Annotated in this window: 21 protein-coding genes, 1 pseudogene and 1 riboswitch; of the genes and pseudogenes, 4 read left to right on the forward strand and 18 right to left on the reverse strand. The window is 35.1% G+C overall.

Features of this window, described 5'->3' with window-relative positions:
- The 3 genes from ACLTBU_RS16435 to ACLTBU_RS16445 all read right to left on the reverse strand — a co-directional run.
- A partial coding sequence (locus tag ACLTBU_RS16435) for an ABC transporter ATP-binding protein (RefSeq protein ID WP_412220047.1) occupies positions 1–586 on the reverse strand: 586 nt, incomplete at its 3' end.
- Positions 586–891, reverse strand: coding sequence for a GntR family transcriptional regulator (locus ACLTBU_RS16440; protein ID WP_412220049.1), 306 nt, complete (start codon positions 889–891; stop codon positions 586–588). The genes ACLTBU_RS16435 and ACLTBU_RS16440, both read right to left, overlap by 1 nt.
- 87 nt (positions 892–978) lie before the next feature.
- A complete protein-coding gene (locus ACLTBU_RS16445) occupies positions 979–1,347 on the reverse strand; it encodes a GntR family transcriptional regulator (protein WP_177671065.1) in 369 nt (122 codons plus the stop codon).
- A gap of 151 nt (positions 1,348–1,498) precedes the next feature.
- On the opposite strand from ACLTBU_RS16445, the gene ACLTBU_RS16450 reads away from it, so the two are divergent.
- The gene (locus tag ACLTBU_RS16450) at positions 1,499–2,353 is read left to right on the forward strand and encodes a L,D-transpeptidase family protein (RefSeq protein ID WP_177671066.1); all 855 of its coding nucleotides are present in this window, start codon (positions 1,499–1,501) and stop codon (positions 2,351–2,353) included.
- Between the two features lie 139 nt (positions 2,354–2,492).
- On the opposite strand, the pseudogene ACLTBU_RS16455 reads toward ACLTBU_RS16450, so the two are convergent.
- The 6 genes and pseudogenes from ACLTBU_RS16455 to ACLTBU_RS16480 form a co-directional block, all read right to left on the reverse strand.
- Positions 2,493–2,627: pseudogene (locus ACLTBU_RS16455) on the reverse strand (carbohydrate ABC transporter permease); the annotation flags it as partial.
- A 78-nt stretch (positions 2,628–2,705) separates the two neighbouring features.
- Positions 2,706–4,976 (reverse strand): glycosyl hydrolase family 95 catalytic domain-containing protein, encoded by a 2,271-nt coding sequence (locus ACLTBU_RS16460; RefSeq protein ID WP_412220052.1) that lies wholly within the window; start codon positions 4,974–4,976, stop codon positions 2,706–2,708.
- Between the two features lie 446 nt (positions 4,977–5,422).
- On the reverse strand, positions 5,423–5,560 hold the full coding sequence (locus tag ACLTBU_RS16465) for a hypothetical protein (protein ID WP_177671068.1): 138 nt from the start codon (positions 5,558–5,560) through the stop codon (positions 5,423–5,425).
- Positions 5,561–6,099: 539 nt separating this feature from the next.
- The gene (guaA, locus tag ACLTBU_RS16470; protein WP_412220056.1) at positions 6,100–7,641 is read right to left on the reverse strand and encodes a glutamine-hydrolyzing GMP synthase; all 1,542 of its coding nucleotides are present in this window, start codon (positions 7,639–7,641) and stop codon (positions 6,100–6,102) included.
- Positions 7,642–7,713: 72 nt separating this feature from the next.
- Entirely contained in the window at positions 7,714–9,168 is a 1,455-nt protein-coding gene (gene guaB / locus ACLTBU_RS16475) for an IMP dehydrogenase (RefSeq protein ID WP_177671078.1), read from the reverse strand.
- 103 nt (positions 9,169–9,271) lie between these two features.
- Positions 9,272–9,372: riboswitch (purine riboswitch) on the reverse strand.
- A gap of 138 nt (positions 9,373–9,510) precedes the next feature.
- Positions 9,511–10,023 carry a hypothetical protein gene (locus tag ACLTBU_RS16480; protein WP_177671079.1) on the reverse strand — a complete coding sequence of 171 codons (513 nt, stop codon included), beginning with the start codon at positions 10,021–10,023 and terminating at the stop codon, positions 9,511–9,513.
- A gap of 178 nt (positions 10,024–10,201) precedes the next feature.
- Here ACLTBU_RS16480 and ACLTBU_RS16485 point away from each other — a divergent pair, with 178 nt between their 5' ends.
- Together ACLTBU_RS16485 and ACLTBU_RS16490 are read left to right on the forward strand one after the other, a co-directional pair.
- Positions 10,202–12,235 (forward strand): ATP-binding protein, encoded by a 2,034-nt coding sequence (locus ACLTBU_RS16485; protein WP_412220059.1) that lies wholly within the window; start codon positions 10,202–10,204, stop codon positions 12,233–12,235.
- 28 nt (positions 12,236–12,263) lie between these two features.
- On the forward strand, positions 12,264–13,133 hold the full coding sequence (locus ACLTBU_RS16490) for an undecaprenyl-diphosphate phosphatase (protein ID WP_320650466.1): 870 nt from the start codon (positions 12,264–12,266) through the stop codon (positions 13,131–13,133).
- A 163-nt stretch (positions 13,134–13,296) separates the two neighbouring features.
- On the opposite strand, the gene groL is transcribed toward ACLTBU_RS16490, so the two are convergent.
- The 3 genes from groL to ACLTBU_RS16505 form a co-directional block, all read right to left on the reverse strand.
- A complete protein-coding gene (gene groL / locus ACLTBU_RS16495) occupies positions 13,297–14,934 on the reverse strand; it encodes a chaperonin GroEL (RefSeq protein ID WP_177671081.1) in 1,638 nt (545 codons plus the stop codon).
- 16 nt (positions 14,935–14,950) lie between these two features.
- The gene (gene groES / locus ACLTBU_RS16500; protein ID WP_177671082.1) at positions 14,951–15,235 is read right to left on the reverse strand and encodes a co-chaperone GroES; all 285 of its coding nucleotides are present in this window, start codon (positions 15,233–15,235) and stop codon (positions 14,951–14,953) included.
- Positions 15,236–15,436: 201 nt separating this feature from the next.
- Complete coding sequence (locus tag ACLTBU_RS16505) at positions 15,437–16,312, reverse strand: DNA-3-methyladenine glycosylase family protein (protein WP_249333994.1); 876 nt, start codon at positions 16,310–16,312, stop codon at positions 15,437–15,439.
- Positions 16,313–16,476: 164 nt separating this feature from the next.
- Here ACLTBU_RS16505 and ACLTBU_RS16510 point away from each other — a divergent pair, with 164 nt between their 5' ends.
- Positions 16,477–17,247 (forward strand): DUF6062 family protein, encoded by a 771-nt coding sequence (locus ACLTBU_RS16510; RefSeq protein ID WP_249333993.1) that lies wholly within the window; start codon positions 16,477–16,479, stop codon positions 17,245–17,247.
- Positions 17,248–17,347: 100 nt separating this feature from the next.
- Here ACLTBU_RS16510 and ACLTBU_RS16515 read toward each other — a convergent pair whose 3' ends face one another.
- The 6 genes from ACLTBU_RS16515 to ACLTBU_RS16540 all read right to left on the reverse strand — a co-directional run bounded on the left by ACLTBU_RS16515 (position 17,348) and on the right by ACLTBU_RS16540 (position 26,159).
- Positions 17,348–19,201, reverse strand: coding sequence for a DUF5696 domain-containing protein (locus tag ACLTBU_RS16515; protein WP_249333991.1), 1,854 nt, complete (start codon positions 19,199–19,201; stop codon positions 17,348–17,350).
- 25 nt (positions 19,202–19,226) lie between these two features.
- Positions 19,227–20,120 (reverse strand): carbohydrate ABC transporter permease, encoded by an 894-nt coding sequence (locus tag ACLTBU_RS16520; RefSeq protein ID WP_177671086.1) that lies wholly within the window; start codon positions 20,118–20,120, stop codon positions 19,227–19,229.
- Between the two features lie 27 nt (positions 20,121–20,147).
- A complete protein-coding gene (locus ACLTBU_RS16525) occupies positions 20,148–21,053 on the reverse strand; it encodes an ABC transporter permease (protein WP_177671087.1) in 906 nt (301 codons plus the stop codon).
- A 62-nt stretch (positions 21,054–21,115) separates the two neighbouring features.
- Positions 21,116–22,765, reverse strand: coding sequence for an extracellular solute-binding protein (locus tag ACLTBU_RS16530; RefSeq protein ID WP_177671088.1), 1,650 nt, complete (start codon positions 22,763–22,765; stop codon positions 21,116–21,118).
- A gap of 167 nt (positions 22,766–22,932) precedes the next feature.
- Positions 22,933–24,525, reverse strand: coding sequence for a helix-turn-helix domain-containing protein (locus tag ACLTBU_RS16535; RefSeq protein WP_412220063.1), 1,593 nt, complete (start codon positions 24,523–24,525; stop codon positions 22,933–22,935).
- Positions 24,526–24,548: 23 nt separating this feature from the next.
- Positions 24,549–26,159: a sensor histidine kinase gene (locus ACLTBU_RS16540; protein WP_412220066.1), complete on the reverse strand. Its 1,611-nt coding sequence runs from the start codon at positions 26,157–26,159 to the stop codon at positions 24,549–24,551.
- Positions 26,160–26,354 lie beyond the last annotated feature (195 nt).

Consider the following 26,354-nt stretch of genomic DNA (forward strand, 5'->3'; position numbering starts at 1 on the left):
CATCACAAATATTTTCTACTTCTTGAATGAGATGGGTTGCTATAATGACAGAGCTCTCTTCAGAATAATTTTTAATAATCGTATTTAAAATATAATCCCTAGCTGCTGGGTCTACCCCTCCTATTGGCTCATCTAAAACATAGAGCTTGGCTTTTCTAGACATAACTAAGATGAGCTGAACCTTCTCTTTTGTTCCTTTAGAGAGGGTTTTAAGTTTGCTGTCTTCATCTATTTTAAGTGTAGCAAGCATCTGTCGTGCTTTCTCTATATCAAAGTCTTCATAAAAGTCACTAAAAAATCCTAGTAAGTCTTTTACCTTCATCCACTCATTGAGATAAGTTCTTTCTGGTAAGTAGGAAATCATCTTTTTAGTTTCTATGCCTAATGCTTGACCAGCTACTAATATCTGTCCATCTGTTGGCTGAAGCAGTCCATTAATGAGTTTAATCAGTGTACTTTTTCCGCTTCCATTAGGCCCTAATAAGCCAACTACTTTACCTGGTTCTATCTTTAAGCTTACATCTTTAAGTGCTTCTTTCTTACCATATGTTTTACTTACATGAGTAATTTCTAATATAGGTTCCATTATTTTATTCCCCCTAAATAATGTTGTATCAGTGTTATGACTTCATCTTGCGCATAACCTAGCTGCATTAATGATTCTATAAATGTCTTTACCTTTTCCTCTGCAAATTCATCTCTCATTTTGGTTAATAACTCCTTATCCTCTGTTACAAATCTTCCACTTGTTCTTTGACTATATACTAATGCTTCACGTTCTAGCTCTGCTAATGCTCTTTGCATTGTATTAGGATTCACACCCGCTTCTTCTGCCATATCTCTTACAGATTTTAACTTACTTCCACTTGCTAACTCACCTGTTACAATCATTAGTTTGATACTTTAAGCTTACATCTTTAAGTGCTTCTTTCTTACCATATGTTTTACTTACATGAGTAATTTCTAATATAGGTTCCATTATTTTATTCCCCCTAAATAATGTTGTATCAGTGTTATGACTTCATCTTGCGCATAACCTAGCTGCATTAATGATTCTATAAATGTCTTTACCTTTTCCTCTGCAAATTCATCTCTCATTTTGGTTAATAACTCCTTATCCTCTGTTACAAATCTTCCACTTGTTCTTTGACTATATACTAATGCTTCACGTTCTAGCTCTGCTAATGCTCTTTGCATTGTATTAGGATTCACACCCGCTTCTTCTGCCATATCTCTTACAGATTTTAACTTACTTCCACTTGCTAACTCACCTGTTACAATCATTAGTTTGATACGTTCTACGAGCTGCATATAAATTGGCCTTGTTGTATCAAATTTCCATGACATTGTACCACCTCTTTATTGTATTAATCACTTAATACAATAATACTTATACATTATAAATTTGTCAACATGTTTTTCAGAAAATTAATTACCATTTTTCACTTATCCTGTAGGTTTATCATAGTGTATTATAAGACTAAATTTGAGGTGAAATATGAGAAGAAATTTAAGAAGAAATAATAGACAAACATCAGAGTCTTATAAATATACTTTGGCCAATACCAATCTCTATCAAACAAAATCCACTTCATCTACAATACTTACCGCAATTCCTTCAGGTGCAAAAGTCCAGATTATTGATGGCGAAGAAGATTGGTATACCGTTATGTATAACAATCTAACAGGCTATGTCCCTGCCTCTTCCTTATCAACAACTAAATATACTTGGCTAGATTTACTCTTAAGATCTTATCCTTCCGCTGAATCCAATCCAGTTGCCATGGTTCCTGAAAAATCTGAAGTACAAGTTTTATCCGTAACGGGTGAATGGAGTCATGTTGTTTATAATGATCAACAAGGCTACATCTTTAGCTATTTCTTAACGGATGATGGGAATTCCCCAGCTCACTACGATTTCACATATTTTTATACTGATATGACTAGGTTCGTGAATGATAATCAAATCCCAAGTCCTACTGTAAACTTAATTACAACGGACTTAGAAAATAAACTCACTTATGTCTTTGAAAAAGGGGCTAATGGTCTATGGGTTTTACTCTATAAATGGGACTGCACTGTTGGAAAGCCTAGTACACCCACTATAAAGGGGACTTTTTATGTAAGTGGTAGAAAACCTTACTTTGGTACTGATAATTATAGAGTTAAATATGCAACCAGAATCAAAGGAGCCTATTATTATCATTCCGTTCTCTTTAATGCTGCTGGAACTGAAATCATAGATGCTAGACTAGGTATGGCTTTAAGCCATGGATGTATCCGATTAGCTGTAGAAAATGCCCAATGGATTTACGATAACGTATTAGATGCTAGTGCTATTGTGATTAATTAACCCTAAAACTTAGCTATACTCTATAAAAATAAAGGTGTCCTATAACTTATGAGCGTAAGTGCTCACCCGTATAGGACACCTTTTTATTATAATAAACCTTTATTCTTTTACAGCACCGGCTGCTACTCCTGCTAAAATATGTAAATAATCCAAAGTAAGAGCATCCACCTAGTAAGGCTGCTTCATCGTATGAGCCAGATAAAGTGGAAATAAGCTACCTATAAATATAAAGCTGCATGAAGTCTGAAGCAATATAGATGATAAGAGGTACTCCTATAGATATAAAAATGCACCTCTATCAAATCAGACACTTATAGGCCTTCTCCAAATGAGATGCATTTTTTATCTTTATTTAATTTGAATTCCTAGGATATAACTCCTTAATCATTTTGAAAGTAGTTCCTTTTTCTCCTTTTAATAGGATATCTTTCCCCTGCACCCTAACACCTTCCTGTTCTTCAAAAAATTCTGCTAGGTCTGCTAAAATAATTTGTCCACTATACCCTATGGTTACTTGTAGATTTACTAACTGCTTCCCATCCCATTCTAGATCTAAGACATGTCCACCCGGCACTTTTACCCCTAATAGTTTTCCTTTTGCCCATGCTTTAGGCAGTGCTCTTAAAAGATGGGTTTTACCTCCCCATGTTTGTACCATTCCTTCTAAGATGGCGGCTACTGCTCCTAGATTTCCATCAATTTGAAAAATCTTAGGAGGATGTAAATCTAATAATGTAGATGTAGCAAAATCTCTAATGAGTCCATTCATATGATCCCATAGCTGATCCGCTTCTCCCATACGTGCAGCCAAACAAGCTACCCATGCACGACTCCATCCGGTATGCCCCCCACCTTGTTCAAGTCGATACTCTAAAGACTTCTTAGCTGCTTCAAACTGCTCGGGGCGATCAATTGGATTAAACAAGTCTGATGGAAATACGCCATAGAGATGGGAAAGATGCCTATGTCCTGGCTCAACTTCTCTTCTTTCTTTTTCCCATTCTAATAAACGTCCATCCTCTCCTAAGGCAAAAGGAGGTAAGTGTTGTTGTATAGACTTCCATTTTTTCACCAGTACTTCATCTACTTCTAATACCTCGGCACTTTCAATAGCATACCTCAAGGCATCATATGCAAGTTGAACGTCCATAGCCGAAGAAATACCTATGCTAACTGGCCATTCTTTAGTTCCCTCAAATCTATTCTCCGGAGACTGGCTAGGCATAATCTGATAAATACCCTTTTCATCTTCTACTAAATAATCTTCATAGAAAGATGCAATTTCCTTAAATATTGGGTAAGCTCTTGTCTTTAAAAAAGTTTGGTCACCTGTGTAAAGATAATGCCACCAAAAATGTTGGGCAATCCAAGGTGCTGCACCAATCCATACTGCCCACCCATAAGCTTCTGGTGTTGCCCTTCCCCAAGCATCTGTTTGGAGAGGTAAATAAATGCCTCTACATCCATAGAGCTGCCTAGCTGCCTTTTTAGCATGAGGAATAAATCGCTCTACATATTTCAAAAGTGCTTCTGCGCACTCACTCATATTTCCCTTTTCTACCATCCAATAATTCATCTGGAGATTAATATCAAAATGATAATCACTATCCCAAGGCGGATTGATCTGATCATTCCATTTACCTTGTAAATTAGCAGGTAATTCTCCTCTTATAGATGAAGCAATTAATAAATACCTCCCATAATTGAAATAGAGTGCAATAAGGTCTGGATCTTCCTCTCCCTCTTTAACACGTCTAATTCTCTCATCTGTTGGTAAGTTTCTAGCTTCTGTTTCAACTTCTAATGTCAAACACTCAAACACCTTTTCAAATGATTGACGTGTACTATTGACGAGTTCATTCCATGATGTATTCGGTTTAGGATATTGCTTTAACTCTTTTTCTATGCCTTTTACACTTGTTGCTATATTTACAGATACCATTAATTCTGTTGCTTCAATAATTGACAAGCCCTTTAAAACTTCTACTTTTCCATCTGTCTGTATCGATACTTCAACTTGATAATCAATACCTGAGTTAAAACTGCATTTAAAAGTAATACCGTTTTCAGTTACATCACACTGCGTTATAGCTTCCTCATCTGCTACTCTTGAAAAGGATAGTACCCCTGAAAAGGTTCCCTCTACGGCATGCCATCTTCCAAAAATCAAACTTGATTGTGGATCAGCTATAAAGGTAGACGCTACTTTTCCCGTTTCTAATTCTCGTTCCCCTTCAACAACGCCTCCTTTAATATCTAACTGACGTCTAATATAACTTTTAAATTGCTTAAACTCAAAATATAAGTCCCCTGCAGGTTGATAGGAATCTACCCTATTTTTCTTTCCACTTACACCACCTGCTCCACCTAAATAACGGTTAGCAAGTTGAGTTCCCTCATAAAATTTGTCTTGTTGAAGTAAGGCTCTTATCTCATGCAAATGCTCCGCAACTTGTGTATTTTCCCTTTTCTTATTCACACCTCTCCATAGCCATTCATGATTCAGACTTAATTGGTCATAGCTCTCTCCTCCATGTACCATTGCAGCTAAACGTCCATTACCGATAGGTAAACCTTCTAACCAAGATTGCGCAGGCTTTGTATACCATAGAATATAGTTCATTTTATCCTCCTTTATTTGGATTCATGCTTAGTTATTTGATACAGCATATTATAATTTATTTTTTCACTAAATTCTATAATATTAAGTTATATTTTCTCATTTTTTCTAATTATATTATTTCTATAAAAGACTTAGCCTCTTTCTATCCTACTACCAGTTGTCTAAAAACAATAAAAACCAACCCAAGTATGCCTCCCCCTTAAAAACATAGGCATGACTTAGGTTGGTTTTTATTTTGTGGCACATTTCTCGGCATCTAGGCATAAGCATTTGTTCATTAGCTCCGTTTAGATTGACTTCTGGGAGGCATTAGGTTTTCTTTGGCTTTAGTTCGCATCTTCAGTGCCTATAGGTGAAAGGGATGCCACTGCATGTATCACTACAAGTTACTGCGTCAGCTTACCGTAGCTTAGGATGACCTTCAGCCTGCCGTTAGGCTCACTTGACTATGCCATTGAACGTGGCTTACAAAAAAGATGTCCTGAAACAGATATTGCCCCAAGTACTACTCGACTGCCACCATCAAATAGCTTGGTTCCTAAGAAGAAGTTGTCTCTTTTAGAAGGGGGAACTAAACGATTCAAGCTTCCTCTTAGCTATGCAAGTCTTTCTCATTATCTAGAATGTGAGAAGTCCTTGCACTTGAAACTTATACTCTATTTATACACCTATTTTAGAGTTAAATCCAGTAAAATATTCAGAAAAAATACACTTTCAGCATACTCCCTAAAATCTGCCCTTAAATCAAGTGAAAAAAGCCTATTGTATTTTAAAAAGATGCTCTTCCACATTTAGGAAGTTTATTTCTAGAAAAGGTATACCGATTCAACTATTCTTAAACTTCTACGAGCACACAGTGCACGCATCTATGTATGCTATGAAATACACATAGCACACATAGATGCCGGGCTACGCCCTATAAAAATAGAGCTAGTATATACCTTATAAGAGTGAATTCTCCTGATTTAGCAGTGCTCACACTCAGTCATGTTGCCAAAATCATGCAACATAACTGAGTGCACGGGCTACGCCCTATGCTGATAAAATAAAAAGGTTCCAATTGAGAGCGAGCTCTCATTGGAACCTTTTTATTTTATCAGCGCACTGCTACTAGCTTTCGCGACTATTCAAACTCAATAGTTGCTGGTGGCTTACCTGTACAGTCGTACATTACTCTATTTACACCTTTAACTTCGTTTACGATTCTTGTTGTTACTTTTCCAAGTACTTCCCATGGAAGGTCAGCTGATTCTGCTGTCATGAAGTCGCTTGTTGTTACGGCTCTTAGGGCGATTGCGTAATCATATGTTCTTTCGTCGCCCATTACGCCTACTGAGCGCATGTTTGTAAGAGCTGCGAAGTATTGACCGATTTCTTTATCGATACCTGCTTTTGCGATTTCTTCGCGGTAGATCCAGTCTGCATCTTGTACGATACGTACTTTTTCTGCTGTTACTTCACCGATGATACGGATACCAAGTCCTGGACCTGGGAATGGTTGTCTGAATACAAGGTATTCTGGAATACCTAATTCTAAACCTGCTTTACGTACTTCATCTTTGAAGAGAAGACGAAGTGGTTCGATGATTTCTTTGAAATCTACACAGTCTGGTAATCCACCTACGTTATGGTGTGATTTGATAACTGCTGATTTACCGTGTCCACTTTCAATTACATCTGGGTAAATTGTTCCTTGTACTAAGAAGTCTACAGCACCGATTTTTTTAGCTTCTTCTTCGAATACACGAATGAATTCTTCACCGATGATTTTTCTCTTAGTTTCTGGATCTTCTACGCCTTTTAATTTTGCGTAGAATCTTTCTTGTGCATTTACACGGATGAAGTTAAGATCATAGTGACCTTCTGGACCGAATACTGCCTCTACTTCATCCCCTTCATTTTTTCTAAGTAAACCGTGGTCTACAAATACACATGTAAGTTGTTTTCCGATTGCTTTAGAAAGAAGTACTGCTGCTACAGATGAATCTACACCACCTGATAAAGCACATAATACTTTTCCGTCGCCTACTTTTTCGCGGATTTCTTTAATTGTTGTTTCTACGAAAGAATCCATTTTCCAGTCACCTTCGCATTCACAAATTTTGTGAACGAAGTTTGAAAGCATTGTTTGACCTTCTTGTGTATGCATAACTTCTGGATGGAATTGTACTGCGTAAAGTCCTTTAGCTGCATTTTCCATAGCTGCTACTGGGCATACTGGTGTATGAGCTGTAATGCTAAAGTCTGCTGGTGCCTTTTCAATGTAGTCTGTGTGGCTCATCCAGCAAATTGTAGATGGTGCTACCCCATCAAATAATTTTGAAGCTGTTTCTACTGCTACTTCTGTTTTACCGTATTCACTTACTGGAGCTGTTGCTACGCTTCCACCTAAAAGGTGAGCCATAAGTTGTGAACCATAGCAGATCCCAAGTACTGGGATACCAAGTTCAAATACTTCTTTATCACAGATTGGTGATTCATCAGCATATACACTGTTTGGTCCACCTGTGAAGATGATTCCTTTTGGATTCATTTCTTTAATTTTTTCGATGCTTAAATTATAAGGATGTACCTCGCAGTAAACGTTATTTTCACGAACACGTCTTGCGATAAGCTGATTATACTGTCCACCGAAATCTAGTACGATAATTAAGTCATGTTTCATCCGTATTTCCTCCTCTAATATGTGTCTGAACTAAAAGCCGTCTTATACTTCACTATAATAATATACTATTAATTAGTATTCTACGCTATAGTTTGGTGCTTCTTTTGTAATTTGAATGTCATGTGGGTGGCTTTCTTTAAGACCAGCACTTGTGATACGTACGAATGTTGCTTTTTCTTTAAGTTCTTCGATTGTTGATGCGCCTGCATAACCCATACCAGCACGAAGACCACCAATCATTTGGAATACAGTATCTGCTAAGTAACCTTTGTAAGCTACACGACCTTCAACACCTTCTGGAACAAGTTTTTTAGCATCATTTTGGAAGTAACGGTCTTTGCTTCCATTTTCCATAGCTGCGATTGATCCCATACCACGGTATACTTTATATTTTCTTCCTTGATAAAGTTCTGTAGCTCCTGGACTTTCTTCACAACCAGCAAGCATTGATCCCATCATACATACATTAGCACCCATACCGATTGCTTTTACAATGTCTCCTGAGTATTTAATACCACCATCAGCAATTACCGGAACCCCGTATGGAGCTGCTGCTTTAGCACAATCTTCTACTGCTGTAATTTGTGGTACACCTACACCTGCAACAACACGTGTTGTACAGATTGAACCAGGCCCGATACCTACTTTAACTGCATCTGCACCAGCTTCGATAAGTGCTACTGTAGCTTCTGCTGTTGCTACGTTACCAGCAATGATTTGAAGTTCTGGGTATTTTGATTTAATTAATTTAACTGTATTAATAACACCTTGTGAATGACCATGAGCTGTATCAACTGTAATTACGTCTACTTTAGATTTTACAAGTGCATCTACACGTTCAAGTACATCTCCTGTTACACCTACAGCTGCCCCTACTAAAAGTCTACCTTGAGCATCTTTAGCTGCTTGTGGATAAAGGATAGCTTTTTCAATATCTTTGATTGTGATAAGTCCTTTTAAGTTACCTTCTTTATCTACAATTGGTAATTTTTCAATGCGGTGTTTAGAAAGAATTTCTTTAGCTTTTGCAAGGTCTGTACCTTCTTCAGCTGTAATAAGATTTTCACTTGTCATAACTTCTTTAATTTTACGATTATGATTTGTTTCAAAGCGTAAATCACGGTTTGTAATAATCCCTACTAATTTTGTACCTTCTGTAATAGGAACTCCAGATATTCTGTATTTTGCCATTAATTCATTTGCATCATATACATAGTGTTCTGGTGATAAGAAGAATGGGTCTGTAATAACACCATTTTCAGAACGTTTTACTTTGTCAACTTCTTCTGCTTGCTCACTAATAGACATATTTTTGTGGATAATACCAATACCACCTTGTCTAGCAATTGCAACAGCCATACGTGCCTCTGTTACAGTGTCCATCCCAGCACTCATCATTGGAATGTTTAGTGTAATTGTTTTAGTAAGTTGTGTTTGAAGTGATACTTGATGTGGTAATACATTTGAGTAATTAGGTACGAGTAAAATATCGTCAAATGTAATGCCGTCTTTAATAATTTTTGACATGTGAAGTTCCTCCTAGTATGTTGTGTAATGGATTATATAAAAAAATCCCTCAATAGAATAGGTATTGAGGAATTAAAGAGCAATACAGTAATAAACTGTGTACTACTAATTTAAGTTTCCTCGTAGTCCGCTTATTTACGGTAAGCGGGTAGATACTCTCGGCCCAATCGCCAAGTATATACGAAAAATCAGATTTGCTTTTTGTTATCGCTTATTATAGCATATCCTTTCTTAAATTGTTAGTAGTGTTTTTTAATATAATAATAAGAGGTTTACACAATAAAAATATGGACTATATACAACTAGTCCACATTTTTCGCCACTTTTTTCAAATTTTATAAACTACCCTCTATATTTAAAAACTTTATTTGGTGCTTGCTTATACATTAATTGAAGCATTTCTTCATTTGGTGTAATGAGGATTTTAAGTAATTGTCCCTCATGAGGATACATAATAGCATATGTTGCTTTAGTATGATTACCATCACTTGCATCGATAACCTTTTGCCCACGGCTGATTTCATCTTGACGTCTCTCATCTTTAATACTTGCAATGACGTTAGCCTCTTTAATGTCAATTTCCATAATACGTTTTCTTTTTTCTTTATTGTAGATGACATCAATATCCATAATATTATTGGTTAAAGCATACTCATGTTCTTTTTTTAGTTTACTTGCAAAGAACATTGCCCCCCACATGACTGCAAGCACTAAAATAGGTGCTGCAAAGATTGGTAATACAAAGAATAAAATAACAGATACTAAAATTGCTACAGTCCATATAATTGTGCGTTGTAGTTTGTCTTTTTGACTCATTGTCATTGGTACTAACTGCTCTTTAAAGCTATCACCCATGTTTTCCTTCTCCTTTTATCTTATTGATTTTTATATATTTCATTATACCCTATTTTTACCTTCTTTTCAATGAATGCCACAAATCAGAAAAGTGTTAACTATTTAAAATAATTGTCGCACTTTAGCAATTTTTGTATTATAATAGAAAAGAAATGATTTTTTAGTAAGGGGTATTATAATGAACAATCTCATCCACGCCAAAAGCGAGTTCCTTCATCGTCATTTATATAAACATTTGGTATTGCTTGGCATCTTCAATTGTTTTTTTATAGGACTTTATTTAATTGATGAAGACACTTTTTTCTCTGTTTTCAAAGTCGTTCTCTTTAGCTTATCACTTTATCTTATGATTAACGCTTTCTATACGAGGTACATTACGCAAAATGCATTCTTATCTTATCTCTCTATCTTTTATGGTGCTCTTAATCTCTTGCTCTCTCTTAGATTTGTCATCCTTAAACTTTTTGATATAACTATTAATCGTTATGATGTATCTATGGGTGCTAACCATCTCGTTCATATAAGTTTTGGAGTATTTCTCATAATTTTAACCACTACTTATGTAAAAAAGCCTGAGCGATTAGAATTTATAAGTTGTATACTTATGGGATGTTTTGCCTTAATTGTAATCTTCCTATTCCCAGTTCTTTCAACCAAGACATATGTCGCCTTTGTTACAGGTCATACACTGCATGCACTTTTATTTAACTTATGTTCTAATCTCTTCTTTCCTATTGCAATGATTTTTACTTTCTATAAGCTATACTCCATACGTTATAAGATTCCTGATACGCATAAAATTATCATGATTATGTTTGCTGTTTGCTGTGTGACTTATGAATCAATCCATTTAATTTACTTCAATCCGTTAACAGTACCTAGTATTATTTCTTATTTTTTCAGGCTTTCATCATTGTACCTATTGATTATAGGTCAAATTGATTGCTGCATCTTAAGACCTTTTGGTGAACTGTATTTAAAGAATGAAGCTTCTGAAAAAATGATTGAAGATACTTATAAGGAACTCTATCACTATAGTACATATGCTGCACGATTAGAAAGTAATCTTAAAGCAAAAACCAATCAATATGAGCGTATTCTAAGTATTTTTCCTGAACCATTTCTACTTTGCGTAGATAATAAAATTCTAGATACCAATCAGGCAGCACTCGATTTATTCCATTCTTCCACTAAGCATAGCCTGTGTGGTTGCATACTCTTTGATTACTTAAAACTAGATGCTCAAACTCTATCTGCCTATAATGGATTGCTTGAACATCCTAATGAACTTTTAAAAGGTGAAGCTAAGCTCACCACTTTAGATCATGAAGTTTATGATGTAGAATACCTTTTTACTACTACATATTTACACGAGTCTATAAATATTGTATGTATTTTACGTAATATTACTGAGAAAAAACAGAAGTTAGCGGCGGAAAAAGCTTTAGAAGAGCAAAACTTGAAGATGAATTATTTCTCTAACCTTTCTCATGATATTAAAATGCCTATTAATATTATTTACAGTGCCTTACAAATGCAGGAACACGCTACTACACTTCCTGAATGTCTACACTATACAGGTATGATGCAATCTAATTCTCTTAAGCTCTTAAAATTGATTAACAACATTTTAGACCTAACTAAACTCGATAATAATATGCTTCAGTTCTCTTCCCAGATTTTTAATGTTGTAGATGCTGTTGAAACGCTCTGTGAAGCATCCTACTACTATATGAAAGAGAAAAACATCTCGTACACCTTTGATACAGATTTAGATGAACGCTTAATCCATACAGACCCATCAGCATTCGAACGTATTATATTCAATTTACTTTCCAATGCTATTAAGTATACAGCTCCTGGTGGCCAGCTCTATATCACTGTCTCTGATCTAGGCGAAAGTATACAAATTGACATTCTCGATACAGGTATTGGTATTCCTGCTGATAAGCTAGACCATATCTTTGATCGCTTTATTACGTCTTATCAAGGGACTAGTTCTAAAGAACATAGCTGTGGCATAGGCTTATCTATAGTAAGGGATCTTGTACACATTATGGGGGGTACTATTACTTGCTATAGTAAGTTAAATGAAGGGAGTTGCTTTAGTATCGTCCTACCTACACCTCCGATTGAAGATGTTATTATAGATCAACCTTACCAATCAACTTATACTTCACATAATATTAAGATTGAATTCTGTGATATCTAATACTGTGTGACTTTTAGGAGGTTATATCTTGGATCTTGTTGTTATGCTTAAAGCTGGGCTACTGGGCATCATAGAAGGGCTAACAGAATTCTTACCGGTGTCCTCCACAGGGCACCTTATTATCTTTTCTAACCTTATCGACTTCTATAAACACTCTAGCAAAGAATTTGTGGACATGTTCAATATGGTTATTCAACTAGGCGCCATACTAGCTGTTGTCGTTTTCTACTGGAAAAAAATCTGGTCTACTATCGTTCATCTCTTTCCTAGTAAAAGTACCCCTGTCAACAAATGCGGCCTATACTTCTGGGGTATGATTTTAATTTCCTGTATTCCAGCAGCTGCTATAGGACTGCCCTTTGATGACTGGATACAAGAACACCTATTTAATCCTGTGGTCGTAGCTTGCACGCTGTTCTTTGGTGCACTTTGGATGATTTATGCAGAAAATAAACTTAGAAAAGGCAAAATGACTTCCTTAGAAGACATTACAATAAGTCCCAAACAAGCACTCACTGTTGGCCTTTTCCAAGTTCTTTCCATGGTCCCTGGTATGTCCCGTTCTGCTTCTACTATTATTGGTGGCTGGGCATGTGGCCTATCAACTGTAGCTGCTGCAGAGTACTCTTTTTTCCTTGCTATCCCCGTTATGATGGGGCAAGCACTTATACATATCCTTAAAATGCTCAAAATGCCCACACCACTTACAAGTCTTGAATGGACCTCTTTAGGTGTAGGCTTTGGGGTATCCTTCATTGTAGCACTCCTTGTCATCGGCTCTTTTCTTGCCTTCCTTAAGAAAAAACCAATGCGCTACTTCGCAGTTTACCGCATTGTCTTTGCCTTTATCGTCCTGATAGCTGGCTTCTTCGGCCTCCTTAGCCAAGTAAGCTTCTAAAAATTACAATAGCCCCTTGCGTTCTAGCAAGAGGCTATTTTTATACTCTAAAAAGGTTATTTATTTTCTCAGCATTACATAAACAAAAGCTGGAAGAGTACCTCACCTAGCCTTATGAATGCATAAAAAAAGGAACCGTCTCCAGTTCCTTTTTATAGAATGATTACATCATTCCCATTCCACCCATGCCTGGCATTCCGCCACCTGCTGGCATAGCTGCTTCCTTATCTTTAATATCTGCTACAATACATTCTGTTGTAAGGAATGTAGATGCTACAGATGTTGCATTTTGAAGTGCGCTTCTTGTTACTTTAGTTGGGTCAATGATACCACCATCGATCATGTTTACATACTCTTCTGTAAGAGCATTGAAACCAACACCTGCTTCTGAAGCTTTAACTTTGTCAATGATAACAGCTGCTTCAAGACCAGCATTTGCTACGATTTGACGAAGTGGTGATTCAAGAGCTTTTAAGATAATACGTACACCTGTTTTTTCATCGCCTGTTGTTTCATCAAGAAGTTTTTCAACAGCTTTAATAACATGGATATATGTGCTACCACCACCTGCGATGATACCTTCTTCAACAGCTGCGCGTGTAGCTGCAAGAGCATCTTCGATACGAAGTTTTCTTTCTTTCATTTCTGTTTCTGTTGCAGCACCAACTTTGATTACTGCTACACCGCCTGCAAGTTTAGCAAGACGTTCTTGAAGTTTTTCTCTATCGAAATCAGAAGTTGTTTCATCGATTTGGCGGCGAATAACTGCTACTCTATGAGCGATAGCTTCTTTATCCCCAGCACCATCAACGATTACTGTATTTTCTTTTGTAATTTTAATGCTTCCACAACGACCTAATTGAGCCATTGTAGCATCTTTAAGGTCAAGACCTAATTCTTCAGAAATTACTGTACCACCTGTAAGTGTAGCAATATCTTGAAGCATTTCTTTTCTTCTGTCACCAAAACCTGGTGCTTTAACAGCCACACAGTTAAATGTACCACGAAGTTTGTTTACTACAAGTGTAGCAAGAGCTTCGCCTTCTACGTCTTCAGCAATAATTAAAAGACGAGAACCTGATTGAACGATTTGTTCAAGGACAGGTAAGATATCCTGTATGTTTGTAATTTTCTTATCTGTGATAAGGATGTATGGATTTTCAAGAACTGCTTCCATTTTTTCTGTATCTGTAACCATGTATGCTGATAAGTATCCACGGTCAAATTGCATACCTTCTACAACATCTAATTCTGTTGTCATAGATTTTGATTCTTCTACTGTGATAACGCCATCATTTGATACTTTTTCCATAGCATCAGCGATTAAGTTACCAACTTCATCATCACCAGCTGAAATAGCAGCAACACGTGCAATGTGGTTTTTGCTATTAACTGTTTGGCTCATGCCTTTGATTGCTTCTACAGCTTCAGTAGTAGCTTTTTGCATACCACGACGGATAATGATTGGGTTAGCACCTGCTGTAATGTTTTTAAGCCCTTCAGTAATCATTGCTTGAGCAAGTACTGTAGCTGTTGTTGTACCATCACCAGCAACGTCATTTGTTTTTGTTGCAACTTCTTTTACAAGTTGTGCACCGATATTTTCAAATGGGTCTTCAAGTTCAATTTCTTTTGCAATTGAAACACCATCATTTGTAATAAGTGGTGTACCATATGATTTATCAAGTACTACGTTACGGCCTTTTGGTCCGAGTGTTACTTTAACTGCATTTGCTAATTGATCTACACCTGATTGAAGTGATTGTCTTGCTTCCATTCCAAAACGAATTTGTTTTGCCATTGTACCTTACCTCCCATTATTCAACGATTGCTAAAATATCACTTTGTTTAACGATAATATATTCTTCTTTATCTAATGTCACATCTGTTCCAGCGTATTTTGAATAAATTACTTTATCGCCGATTTTAACTTGCATTTCTACTTTTTCACCATCTACAATACCACCTGGTCCAACTGCAATAACTTCAGCTTCTTGTGGTTTTTCTTTAGCAGCACCTGTTAAGATGATACCTGATTGAGTTTTTTCTTCGGCTTCTAATTGTTTAAGTACGACTCTGTCGCCTAATGGTCTTAAATTCATAAAAATACCCTCCTTTTATAGATAAAGTATGTAATCTCTTAAATGTTAGCACTCTTTATAAGTGAGTGCTAATTACATAAATAATATTATGCCATTCTTATAGAGATTGCAAGCCTAAATTTAATTATTTTTAATTGTTTTTTTTGCATTTTAATGCTATTTCAGTGTTTTTCTCTTAATCTCTCAATTTTAAGGAATTTTTCACTTATACAAGTTATTTTCTCTACCATAATAGAAGAGATACTGCTGTGCATATCCAGCTAAATCAGCAAAATATTCCCTAGCAAATGTTTGAATAGCCTTTAATGAGATTTCCTTTCCCTCAAAGTACATGCCTTCTATGACACGCTTAATCCATACATCGGTAGGAAAAAGATCCATCTTTCCATAGGCAAATAGTAAAATGCAATCTGATACTTTAGGCCCTACACCCTTAATCTTCATAAGTTCCTCTTTAGCTTCCTGCGAAGACATATTGAATAAATCATTAAGTACAATCTCACCGCTTACGACTTTCTGACATGCGTCCATAATATAAGGTGCTCTAAAGCCTACTTTACATGCTCTAAGCTCTTCTTCTGTGGCTACTGCTAATTCCTGAGGTGTAGGGAAGGTATAGTAACTCTTCTTGTTCTCTTCCTCATAATCAATCTTCTGCCCATAACGCTCAGTAATATTAGCAATACACTGCTGAATATGTGGAATAGCCTTATTCTGAGAAATAATAAAAGAAATCAGCATCTCCCAAGGGTCCTGCTTTAAAAGCCTAATGCCTTTCCCAAAAGCTACTGCATTAGCCATATGACTATCTTTCTGCACTAATGTACGCGCAATATGTCCATAATCTGTATCAATATCAAAGTAAGGCCTCCATATTTCCTCAAACTCTCCTAAGGTACTATTGTAAATCATTAAGGTTGTACTTTCTGGCAGTTGAGTAATCTTAATACACTTACCTTTTGCAATAAGGATATAGGTATGATCATTAATCTTCTCAAATCGGAAAACTTGTCCGCTCTCCAGTATCTGACCAATATTAAAGTACTCTAACTGCTCTACTATGGCTACGTTTTTCATAGATTCACATCCTTTAGAAAAGTCCTTTACATATTATTACCAATGGAAGTTTTTTTATCCAATTTTGCCTCCTTTTTATTTTACTTTAATCTTCCGAATTTATCTACTAAATATGTTATAATAGACAGAGTAAACTAAAAATTTTTACAAGATTGGAGTCGTTTATGAAAGATACTCTTTATACCATTCCACTTACAGATGCTTTTAAAGCTGAAGATGAATGCCCATTCTGCTTTATTTATCGTAACCTTGAACAAGATGCCATCTCCTTTACTTTAGGCGCTTCTTATATGGAAGATGATATTCGTGAAAAAACAGATGCTCTCGGCTTTTGCAAAGAACATTATAAAAAACTCTATGACTATGGCAACCGTCTAGGCCTTGCCTTTATCCTACAAACACACTACGTAGCTCTTCAAAAGACTTTAAAATCTACTTTAAGTCATACACGTGCGCAAAATCTTTCCCTACTTCAAAAGCTTAAAAAGGGAGCTAAAGTGCAATCTGCTTCTACTCATACGCCTGCTACTCAAAAACTAAATGATACCCTTTCTTCCTGCTATGTATGCAGCCGTATTGACTATAACTTTGATCGCTACATAAAAACTTTCTTTTATCTTCTTACAACCAATGAGGAGTTTAAAACACTCTTTATAAATAGTAAGGGCTTCTGCCTACCTCACTTTACCAAACTTCTTGAAGAAGCCCCTTATCATCTAAAAGAAAAAGACCAAACCTTTTTCCTTGAAGAAAGTCAGAAGAAGCTTCAAGAAAGCTTAGCACGTATTGAAGAAGATCTTTCCTGGTTCATTGATAAATATGACTACCGCAATAGCGCTGCCCCTTGGAAAAATGCCAAAGATGCTATCCCACGCGGCATTCAAAAACTATCCGGTATCTATGTCCAGGATGAACCCTTCAAAGAAACTAAATAAGAAGTAGGCTTACACATTCTTACCTAACAGGATTGAAGCCACTCACCTCTCATATTCTCTTAGCACAAAGGGACTGCCTTACCAGCAGCCCCTCTCTTTTTTAATGAATACTATAAGTCCCTTTTTCTAAATCAATAGTCACTTCTGTTCCATCACTATACACAGCCTTTTGCACAGTGTATGCTTCATTTAAAAATTCATGTCTAACCATTTCACATTTTGCTACTTTTTCTTGAAGTGCTGCTACTTGACGGTAACGCTCAATGTCATGTTCAAGGGCCTCTCCATCTTTCTCAGCATCTAAATAAGCTGCTCCTCCGTTTAATAGAGCATATAACATATAATCTCCTTGGCTAGCATCTTCTTTCATAAGCCACGGAAGTACAACACAGTCATGGTATACCAAGTTAAAGAGTGGAACTGGCACGCCTTTAGGTGCATCATTTGGCCATAGCATAAAGGCATATGGTCCGTAGTGTGCGGTTACAACACTCGGTACAGCCCAGTCAATAACTTCTTCAGAGCTTGGAAGAATATCATGTGCGACTAAGTAGTCAAAACATGATTTTCTATATTCCATACATTCTTTACGTGTCATACGGTGCCATGGATGTGTACATTCATCTAACTCATTACATGTAAATACATCTAAATAAGTACCCTCTAACTGAATGCCTTGTCTAAAGAGCTCTGTAAAGTTACGTCTTAAATAAAGTGGTGCTTGTGATGCACAAATATAAGTCTGCCATCCCCCTGCCCATCTGCAAAATTCAATATGTGAGCCATCTGGATTTTGCAGAGCAAAATCTCTGTCATAAGTTGCTGCATCAAAGTAGTAATCTCTATACTGATCATGAATAGCAAACATGTAATTTAATTCTTTCATTTTATCTGAAAGTGCCTTCATCCCAGGCCATCCACCTGCTTCTACGCAAGCTGGTAAATAGTCAGGATGCTTATTATCATACCCTGGATTGCCCCATCCATCTAAATGAAGGTAAACTTTTTCAAGGCCTGCTTCTTTAAGCTTTTCCATTTGAGCCTGTCTTGTTGCAAATGAAATGACCTCATCATTCTTTTCTGGATGTTCTTTATCATAGTATGCTGAATCTGGTGATACATGTGTTTTAATACCTGTATGTACAATGGCAGACCCAATAAACTTATCTACTAATGGATTTTTAGCTGCCTTTTCTTTTAAAGTAATCAATAATCCTTGCTCTTTAGCATATTGTCTATACACCTTACAAAGGTCATTATAATCACAGTTTTCTAAGAAAGTCATTTTCATACTACGTTTATAAGTTAATTTACCCATACTTGGTAACCATCTTACTGCAATATGACAAAAGTCAGATTCCGCTGGATGGTTAACTTGATAACCTGCATCCCAAGGTGTGCATACAATAGCAATATAACCATCTGTATTTCTTACTTGGCCAAACCATGGCATATAGGCTGCCGAACTGCACATTTGTCCATCAAATACTAAACGATCTACTTGATGTGGCCAGTTATTAGGAATCATTAGACCTTGTAACATATTAATAACTGTGTACCATTTACTACTGTTTTCTTTAAATGCCATTTGACCTGGCCAGTAGAAGTTACCCATAAGTTCATGGGCTTCCTCTACTGGAATAAGTTCAAAGTATACATTTTGAGTAGCATCTTCTACCCATACAAGCGTTTCAAAACTTAAAGGACTTTCACTACCATTAATAACGAATCTAGAAAACTTTGTTCGAAAACCTTCGCCTACACCTGTATGCCAACTAAAGTGCTCAATAGCTCCTGCATCTTGAAAATAAATTGTTTCTTCACCTATCTTAAAATAAGGTTTATAAACTTCATCCCACTGCCAAAGGTTGCCATGGTTTTCTACTTCTATTTGTAATGTTTCTTCATTATAACGTAATATAACGGCTTTATTTTTAATTTCTTTTATGCTCATAAGTTAATCTCCTATTCTTATAGATTTAGCCTTTAACACTACCTACTACAATACCTTTAATAAAGAAGCGTTGTAGGAATGGATATACAAGTAAGATTGGTAGTGCCCCTACGAAAATCTGTGCAGCTTGTAAGTTTAGATCCCCAATACTTTCAAGTGCTAAGAGCTGTTCTGGTGACATCATCTGATTTGCTGTCATATTTTGATCAAGTACAACTGTTGACAAGTACGTTTGTAATGGGTACTTACTTGTTGTATTAAGGTATAACATACCATCAAACCATGAATTCCAATGCCCAACAATAGTGAAAAGTAAAATAGTTGCTAATGATGGTAAAGAAATTGGTAAGTAAATCTTGCATAAAATATAGAACTGACTTGCACCATCAATAAGGGCTACTTCTTCTAAGTCTTTTGGAATCTGTCTAAAGAAGTTGAGAAGTAAAATAACATTCCAGACATTCATAGCTGTAGGAAGTACCAATGCCCAAATGGTATCAATAAGTCCTAAGCTTTTAATAACCATATAAGTTGGAATCATACCGCCACTAAAGAACATTGTAAATGCAAAGAACCATACATATATGCTACGCTTTTTAAAGCGTAAATCAGACTTAGATAATGGATAAGCTGTTAAAATAGTAATGGCCATGCTGATAACCGTACCAATCAATACCCTTACAACGGTTACCCCCATTGATTGGAAGAATTCCTTTTTTTGCAGTAAGTATTTGTAAGCCTCTAAACTGACCTCTTTAGGTAAAAGCCCAACTTCCCCTGCTGTAGTTGCAGCTTGTGAACTCATAGATACTGCAAATAAATGTATAAATGGTAATACACAGATTAAAGTGATAATAGATAAAAAGATAATATTAAATAGGTTAAATACTTTACGCCCCTTTGACTCTTTTATTGCCATATACTCACACCCTTTCTTGACCTTTTTCTAGAAGATTCGATAATCACTTACTTTATAAGCTGTCCAATAAGAGAAGGCTACCAGAATAAGTGATATAAAAGATTTAAATAATCCTACTGCTGCTGCTGGTGAGTACTGCCTATCAAAGATACCTAAACGATATACAAAAGTATCGATAATATCACCACTTTCATACACAACAGGGCTATAAAGCATAAGGACTTGGTCAAATCCAGCATTTAATAAGCTACCAAGACTTAAAATACCAATAAGAAGAATAATAGGCATCATACAAGGAAGTGTGATGTATTTTACACGTTGCCATGCATTAGCTCCGTCCATCTCTGCTGCTTCATAGAGACTTGTATCAATCCCTACAATAGACGCAAGGAAAACAATCATGTTATAACCCATGCCTTTCCATACATGCGTTATAACGATAACGATCGGGAACCAGGCATTATCTAGTAAAAACATGATAGGTTCTACACCTACTCCCTCTAACATTTGATTAATTGGTCCATTTAAAGCAAAAATTTGTTTTATAATTCCACCTAATATAACCCAAGATAGGAAATAAGGTACAAAAATAGCTGTTTGAACATATTTCTGAAAACGTCTAAGTACAACTTCATTTAAAAGTAAAGCCAGTACTAAAGGTACGACTAAGCCAAATATAATTTTAAGTACAGATATGTAAAGTGTATTCCATACCGCATCATAAAAACCAGGTAAGTTGAATACGTACTCAAAGTTATTCATTCCTACAAATTCAGAACGTATAAACCCCTTTACAGGATTAAACTTCTGGAAGGCCATTACAATACCTGCCATCGGTAAATAAGCAAATATAGCAGTAAAAATAACACCAGGTATTAACATAAGATGCCATGCTGTCGTATCTTTTTTGAGAAATGCCTTAATATTTTCCATCTACCATCCTTCTTTCTGTAAAAGTAAAAGGGTAATAAGACTACTACCCTTTTATAGTTATTTTATTGATTTTGATACCACGCATTAACTTCTTCGATAATTTCATTACCTCCTAGTTTTAACCAGTTGTCTGCATAGGCTTCAAATTCACTAATAGGTGTTTCTCCCATTACCATTTTTACATATGTTTCCTCTGTTAACTTATTGAGTGTAGCTTTTCTTTCTTTCATTGTATCTGTAGCAAGGCCATAGAATTTATTTAATTCATATTCTTTGTTTTCTACAACTTGCTCTGTTGTTCCCCAAGCAAAATCGTCATCAATTCTTGCTAAATATTTGCCCCATTTATTTGTTTCATCATAAGGTATTTCTCCAGCTTTCCATTTGAAGTAATCTTCAGCATACCCCCAAAGTTGAATATCTCCTCCGTTAATACCTTCTGGTACAGTCTTCAAATCACCTGTTTCAATTTGTTTATTAAAGTTGTCGTGTAGAGTTTGAATATCATATGGGTCAAAATAAGTTGTTGGTACCCAGTTCCATACATGTCCATTTTCAGCTTTAGCTTCCTCTGGATATTCAGTCTCAAATTGTGCCCAAAGATTGAAAAGTTTTATAACAGCTTCTGGATTTTTACAATTTGCATTTAATACGTAGTAGTCTTCAATCATCATAGTTTGAAGTAATGCCCCATTTGTTCCTTCTGCTTTTGGAATAGGTGCAGTTGCCCATTTGCTATCTCCATTTTTTGCAATTTCCTTACCGATAAATGAGTCGAATGCCCACCATGGTGCAATTAAGATGCCAAGTTTTTCTGACACAATAAACTCTCTAAGTTTCGTTGCATCATGTAAAGCAAATTCTTTATGTATTAATCCCTTTTCATAGAAACGATTGAGTGTTTCTAGCGCCTCTTTCGTTTCAGGTTGAATTTCTCCTGGTACTAATGTCCCCTCTTCCCCTTCTAACCAAGCAGTTGGGTAAGAACCAAACATATTCATAAGCGCTGCAAGTGGGGACGTACCTGCTAAAACATCTTTTGAAAGACTAATTCCCATCTCTGCACCTAATTGTTCTTTAAATGCAGTTGCTACTGCTTCTAATTCTTCTACAGTTTTTGGTATATCCATATTCACTTGCTCTAACCAGTCTGTACGAATCATCATAATATTAAGGTCACGTTTTGAATCCCAATATTGTGGAATAGCCATAATATTACCATTTTCATCTGTCACACTTTCAAGAACTGCTGGATCACGTCCAATCCATTCTTTTAAAGTATCACTTGCCCACTCTAATGCATCATTCCATGGCATAATTTGTTCATTCTCTAATAAATTTTGATAATCAACTGCTGATACAGCCATAACATCTGGTAATTCCCCTGATGCCATAGCTACCCCTAATTTTTGCTCATACTGATCAGTTGGTGCAGTCCATAACCATTTAAAGTCAATATTAAATCTTTCTTTTGCTTGTTTAACAAATGATTGATTCTCTGGTGTTGTACCTGCAGGTACTTCTGATGATGCAGCTGAAAATGAAAGAACTCCTGTTACCTCTACAGGCTCTTCATATTTCCCAAATGGATCTACTTCTCCTACTACCGCTGTAGATGTACTTGTTGTTTCTTTTTCCTTTTCTGCGCATCCACCTAGTACACTCATACACATGGTTAAAGCGAGTATCATTGCCCCTACTTTTCTTCCCATATAGCACCTCCGAATTTGTATAATTTCATTAATTTTATATATAAAATTATATATTTTGTGTATATTTTGTTCAATTGCTTTATCTTTACCTTGTTTTCTTTTATTTACTTTTATAGAAAAATAGAGTTAAAGAAAATATTTTTTACTTTCTTTAACTCTATTTTTGTTTATTGATGATTTCGATATTCTGTTGGGGTAAGTCCTACAGACTTCTTAAAAAATACAGTAAAATAACCTACGGATTCATAGCCTAACATTTTAGAAATATCCCCTATTTTTTTATCACTGGTTCTTAATAGTTCCTTTGCCTTTATTAACTTAGCTTCTTTAATAAACTGTGATAGATTTCTACCTGTAACACTTTTATAAAATCTAGATAAGTAAGAAGGATTAAAGTAAACTAACTTAGCTAGTGTCGTTAAACTAATTTCTTCTGTTATGGAACTTAATATGTATCCTTCTATCTTTTTAATAATCATATCTTCTTCTGTCTCTGTAGTAAGCTGTTTATCTTCTCCCAAATATTTAAGTAACAATACTAAAAATTGATGAATCTCATCTATTCCAGTTAAATAACGCAAATGGTAGTAGCCTCTTTGCAGTTCCTCTGATAATTCTAAGTAGTTAATTTCTTTTTCTATATAGGATACGACCTTCTCTAAACATTTATAATACATTTGTGTATCAATCAAACTTAGTTCATAAGTATTCTTAATACTAATATAAAGACTTTCAAAAATTTCTTTCAAATCAAGAAATCTCTTTTCCATAATCATTTTATCAATCTGCAAGACATATTGATCATGATTGGTATCTTCCAATTTATTTTTCTCCATTAATGCCTCTATATCAATCAGAATAGGCATATGCTTAGACAGATTAATGTCCAACAAGGTATTATATAATTTAACTTGGTCTTTCAATTTCTGCCCTGTGATCCTCTGATTAGAGTAAATAAACGAAATCTTTTCTTCATACAAGGTTAATAGCTGTGTTTGCATTTCCTCCAACATATTTCCAATTAGAATCTGTTTTTCTACAAACTCCTGTTTAGGCTGAATCACAATTAAATAGGTATTATGATATAATTTCATTTCATCTACTTCATAAAAATAACTATATTGTTCTTTGACTTGCCTTATAAGCCTATAAATAACTTCTTTATTTTTTCTTTTATAGGATTCTCCCAAAACTTTACCTATGACAATATAAAAGTCTTGCTCTATTTGAATAGGCCCTTCTTCATATATACTCTTTAACATTTCTAGGCTTTCACTAGCATTTTTACATCCTAAAAATTCTGTCATTAACTGACACCTTTCGTAAGCTTTATTTTGGTCTGTAATCTGCAGCATTTTACCTTCTGTTAATTTCATCTGCTTACTAAGTTCTATCTCTGTAATACATTGTCTAATAACTTGTATAAACTTCTCGTCCTCTTCATTCTTAAGTACATATTTTCCTTCATACTGATTAACTGCTCTATAAATATAATCAAATGTATCATACCCTGTCAGATAGACTATTTTACACTCCTTCCAATATTCCCTAACACTTTGGCTAAATTCAAAGCCATCCATGATGGGCATATTGATGTCTGTACATAAAATATCTAGTTTGACTTCTTTAGCAATCTTAAGTCCTTCACTTACTGTATAAGCATAATAGACTTGAAGCTCTAATTCTTCTCTACTCTCTAAAACTTTTACAAGACCTTTTACTATACTTTTCTCATCATCTATTACTAAAATTTTATACATATTTCTTCCCCCTATATATGTATTTAATCTTTTATCCAAACTTTTAATATAACCGCTAATCCCCCCAATTCTCCTTGATCTACTATAATATCATTCTTTTCATTGATATAGTTCAATCTCTTTTTAATATTCACAAGCCCTGTTATAGGCTCTTTACCCATTTGTATTCTTTCTCTTAAAGAATCTATTTGCTCTAATCCAATAAATTGCCCATTATCTTCTATTTGTATAAGCATAAAGTTACCCTGTTCCTTTACCCTAATATGTAATTTACCTTCTGATTCAATCTTTTCAAATACATATTTATACGCATTTTCTACTACAGGCTGCAAAATTAATCTTGGCACATGTAAAGACTTTAACACCTCTGGTAATGCATCTATATCTATTTCTACTCGACCTTCAAATCTAATTTGCTGAACAGCCACGTAATTTTTCATATGCTCGTATTCTTCCTCTAATTTAACAAACTTGTGATCGGTTCTTGTTATATAGCGATAATATTTAGCCAGGCCTAATGTCATCTGTTCTATCTTATCTACATCATATGTCTTGCACATATTAGCTATATTAAAAAAACAATTATATAGAAAATGTGGTTTAATCTGTCCTTGCAAATGGCTAAGCTCCATTTGTTTCATATTAATTTCCTGCTCATAATTTTTTTTAATATAACTTTCTAATAGGTTTTTTATTTTATTAAAACTCTCTGTTACATATTCGAATTCATCTGTTCCTTCGTGCTTTATTTCTTCTTCAAAATTATTGGTATTCATATTTTCAATATGATTAAGTACATGCTGAAGTGGCCTATGTATAGCTGCATTAAGATATTTAGCAAATTTGATTGTAATAAAACATAATAATATTAAAGAAAATATACTCAATACATAAAAATAGTTTCCGAAATCAATTAATTGATTAGCTACGTAAATACGAAACTCTAGCGGGTATAATTTACTTTTTACAATAATTTCCCTGTACGACTTATTTTCTTCTTGTCTATTAAAAGGTGAAATTTCTAATTGCTCTCCATTAAGAAAAACCTCTATATATGCTTCTTCATTAAATTTCATTTTTTCCATTAAGTTTACTAATTCTTGCTGATTTAATTTTATATATCCTTTTCTGTATTCTTGCTGATTTTCATATGTCTCTAGTAAATATAAAGTATCCCCTAAAAAATATATCCCTTCCTTTTTATCTAGCTTTCCTATTGCTTCATCAGGTCTAAACCAGTCTAAAGCAGTAATCCATAGATCTTGTTCAGATATATAAATCCCCATATCATCAATCCATTTATATTGTCCGTATATTACTAGAAGGTCATCTTTAGCTTGCTTCTTCCAACTTACCTTATTATAATCAGATAGCTGTTCATATTGATTAGTAATTACTAAGATACTTTTACTTTGCATGGTATACATCAATAACTCTTGTAAGTCTAACAATTGCTCATCAAAATACTCTATATGTTGGAGTGCATTCGTTGTATATGTGTGTATAAAATTTTCTTGTATAGTTTTAATTCCTACCCCCATGATAGCTAAAATACTTAATGCAATAATAAAATGCCCCAACAAATATGCCCCTATAACTTTATAAGCTAACTTAACTTTCCTTACTTTCTTCATTATATCTCCTTAACTTTTTCATATTTGTTAGGTTTATTATACAATATAAATTATTTTTTATAAATATCTGATAAGATAGATAACTTATTTTTATATAAGAAAAAGCTATGTAGATAAAAAATATCTACATAGCTTTTAAGAAGCCGACGATCGGACTCGAACCGATAACCTGCTGATTACAAGTCAGCTGCTCTG

Origin of the sequence: Zhenhengia sp. (genome assembly GCF_046966505.1) — a bacterium.
Taxonomy (GTDB): Bacteria; Bacillota; Clostridia; order Lachnospirales; family Cellulosilyticaceae; genus Zhenhengia; species Zhenhengia yiwuensis.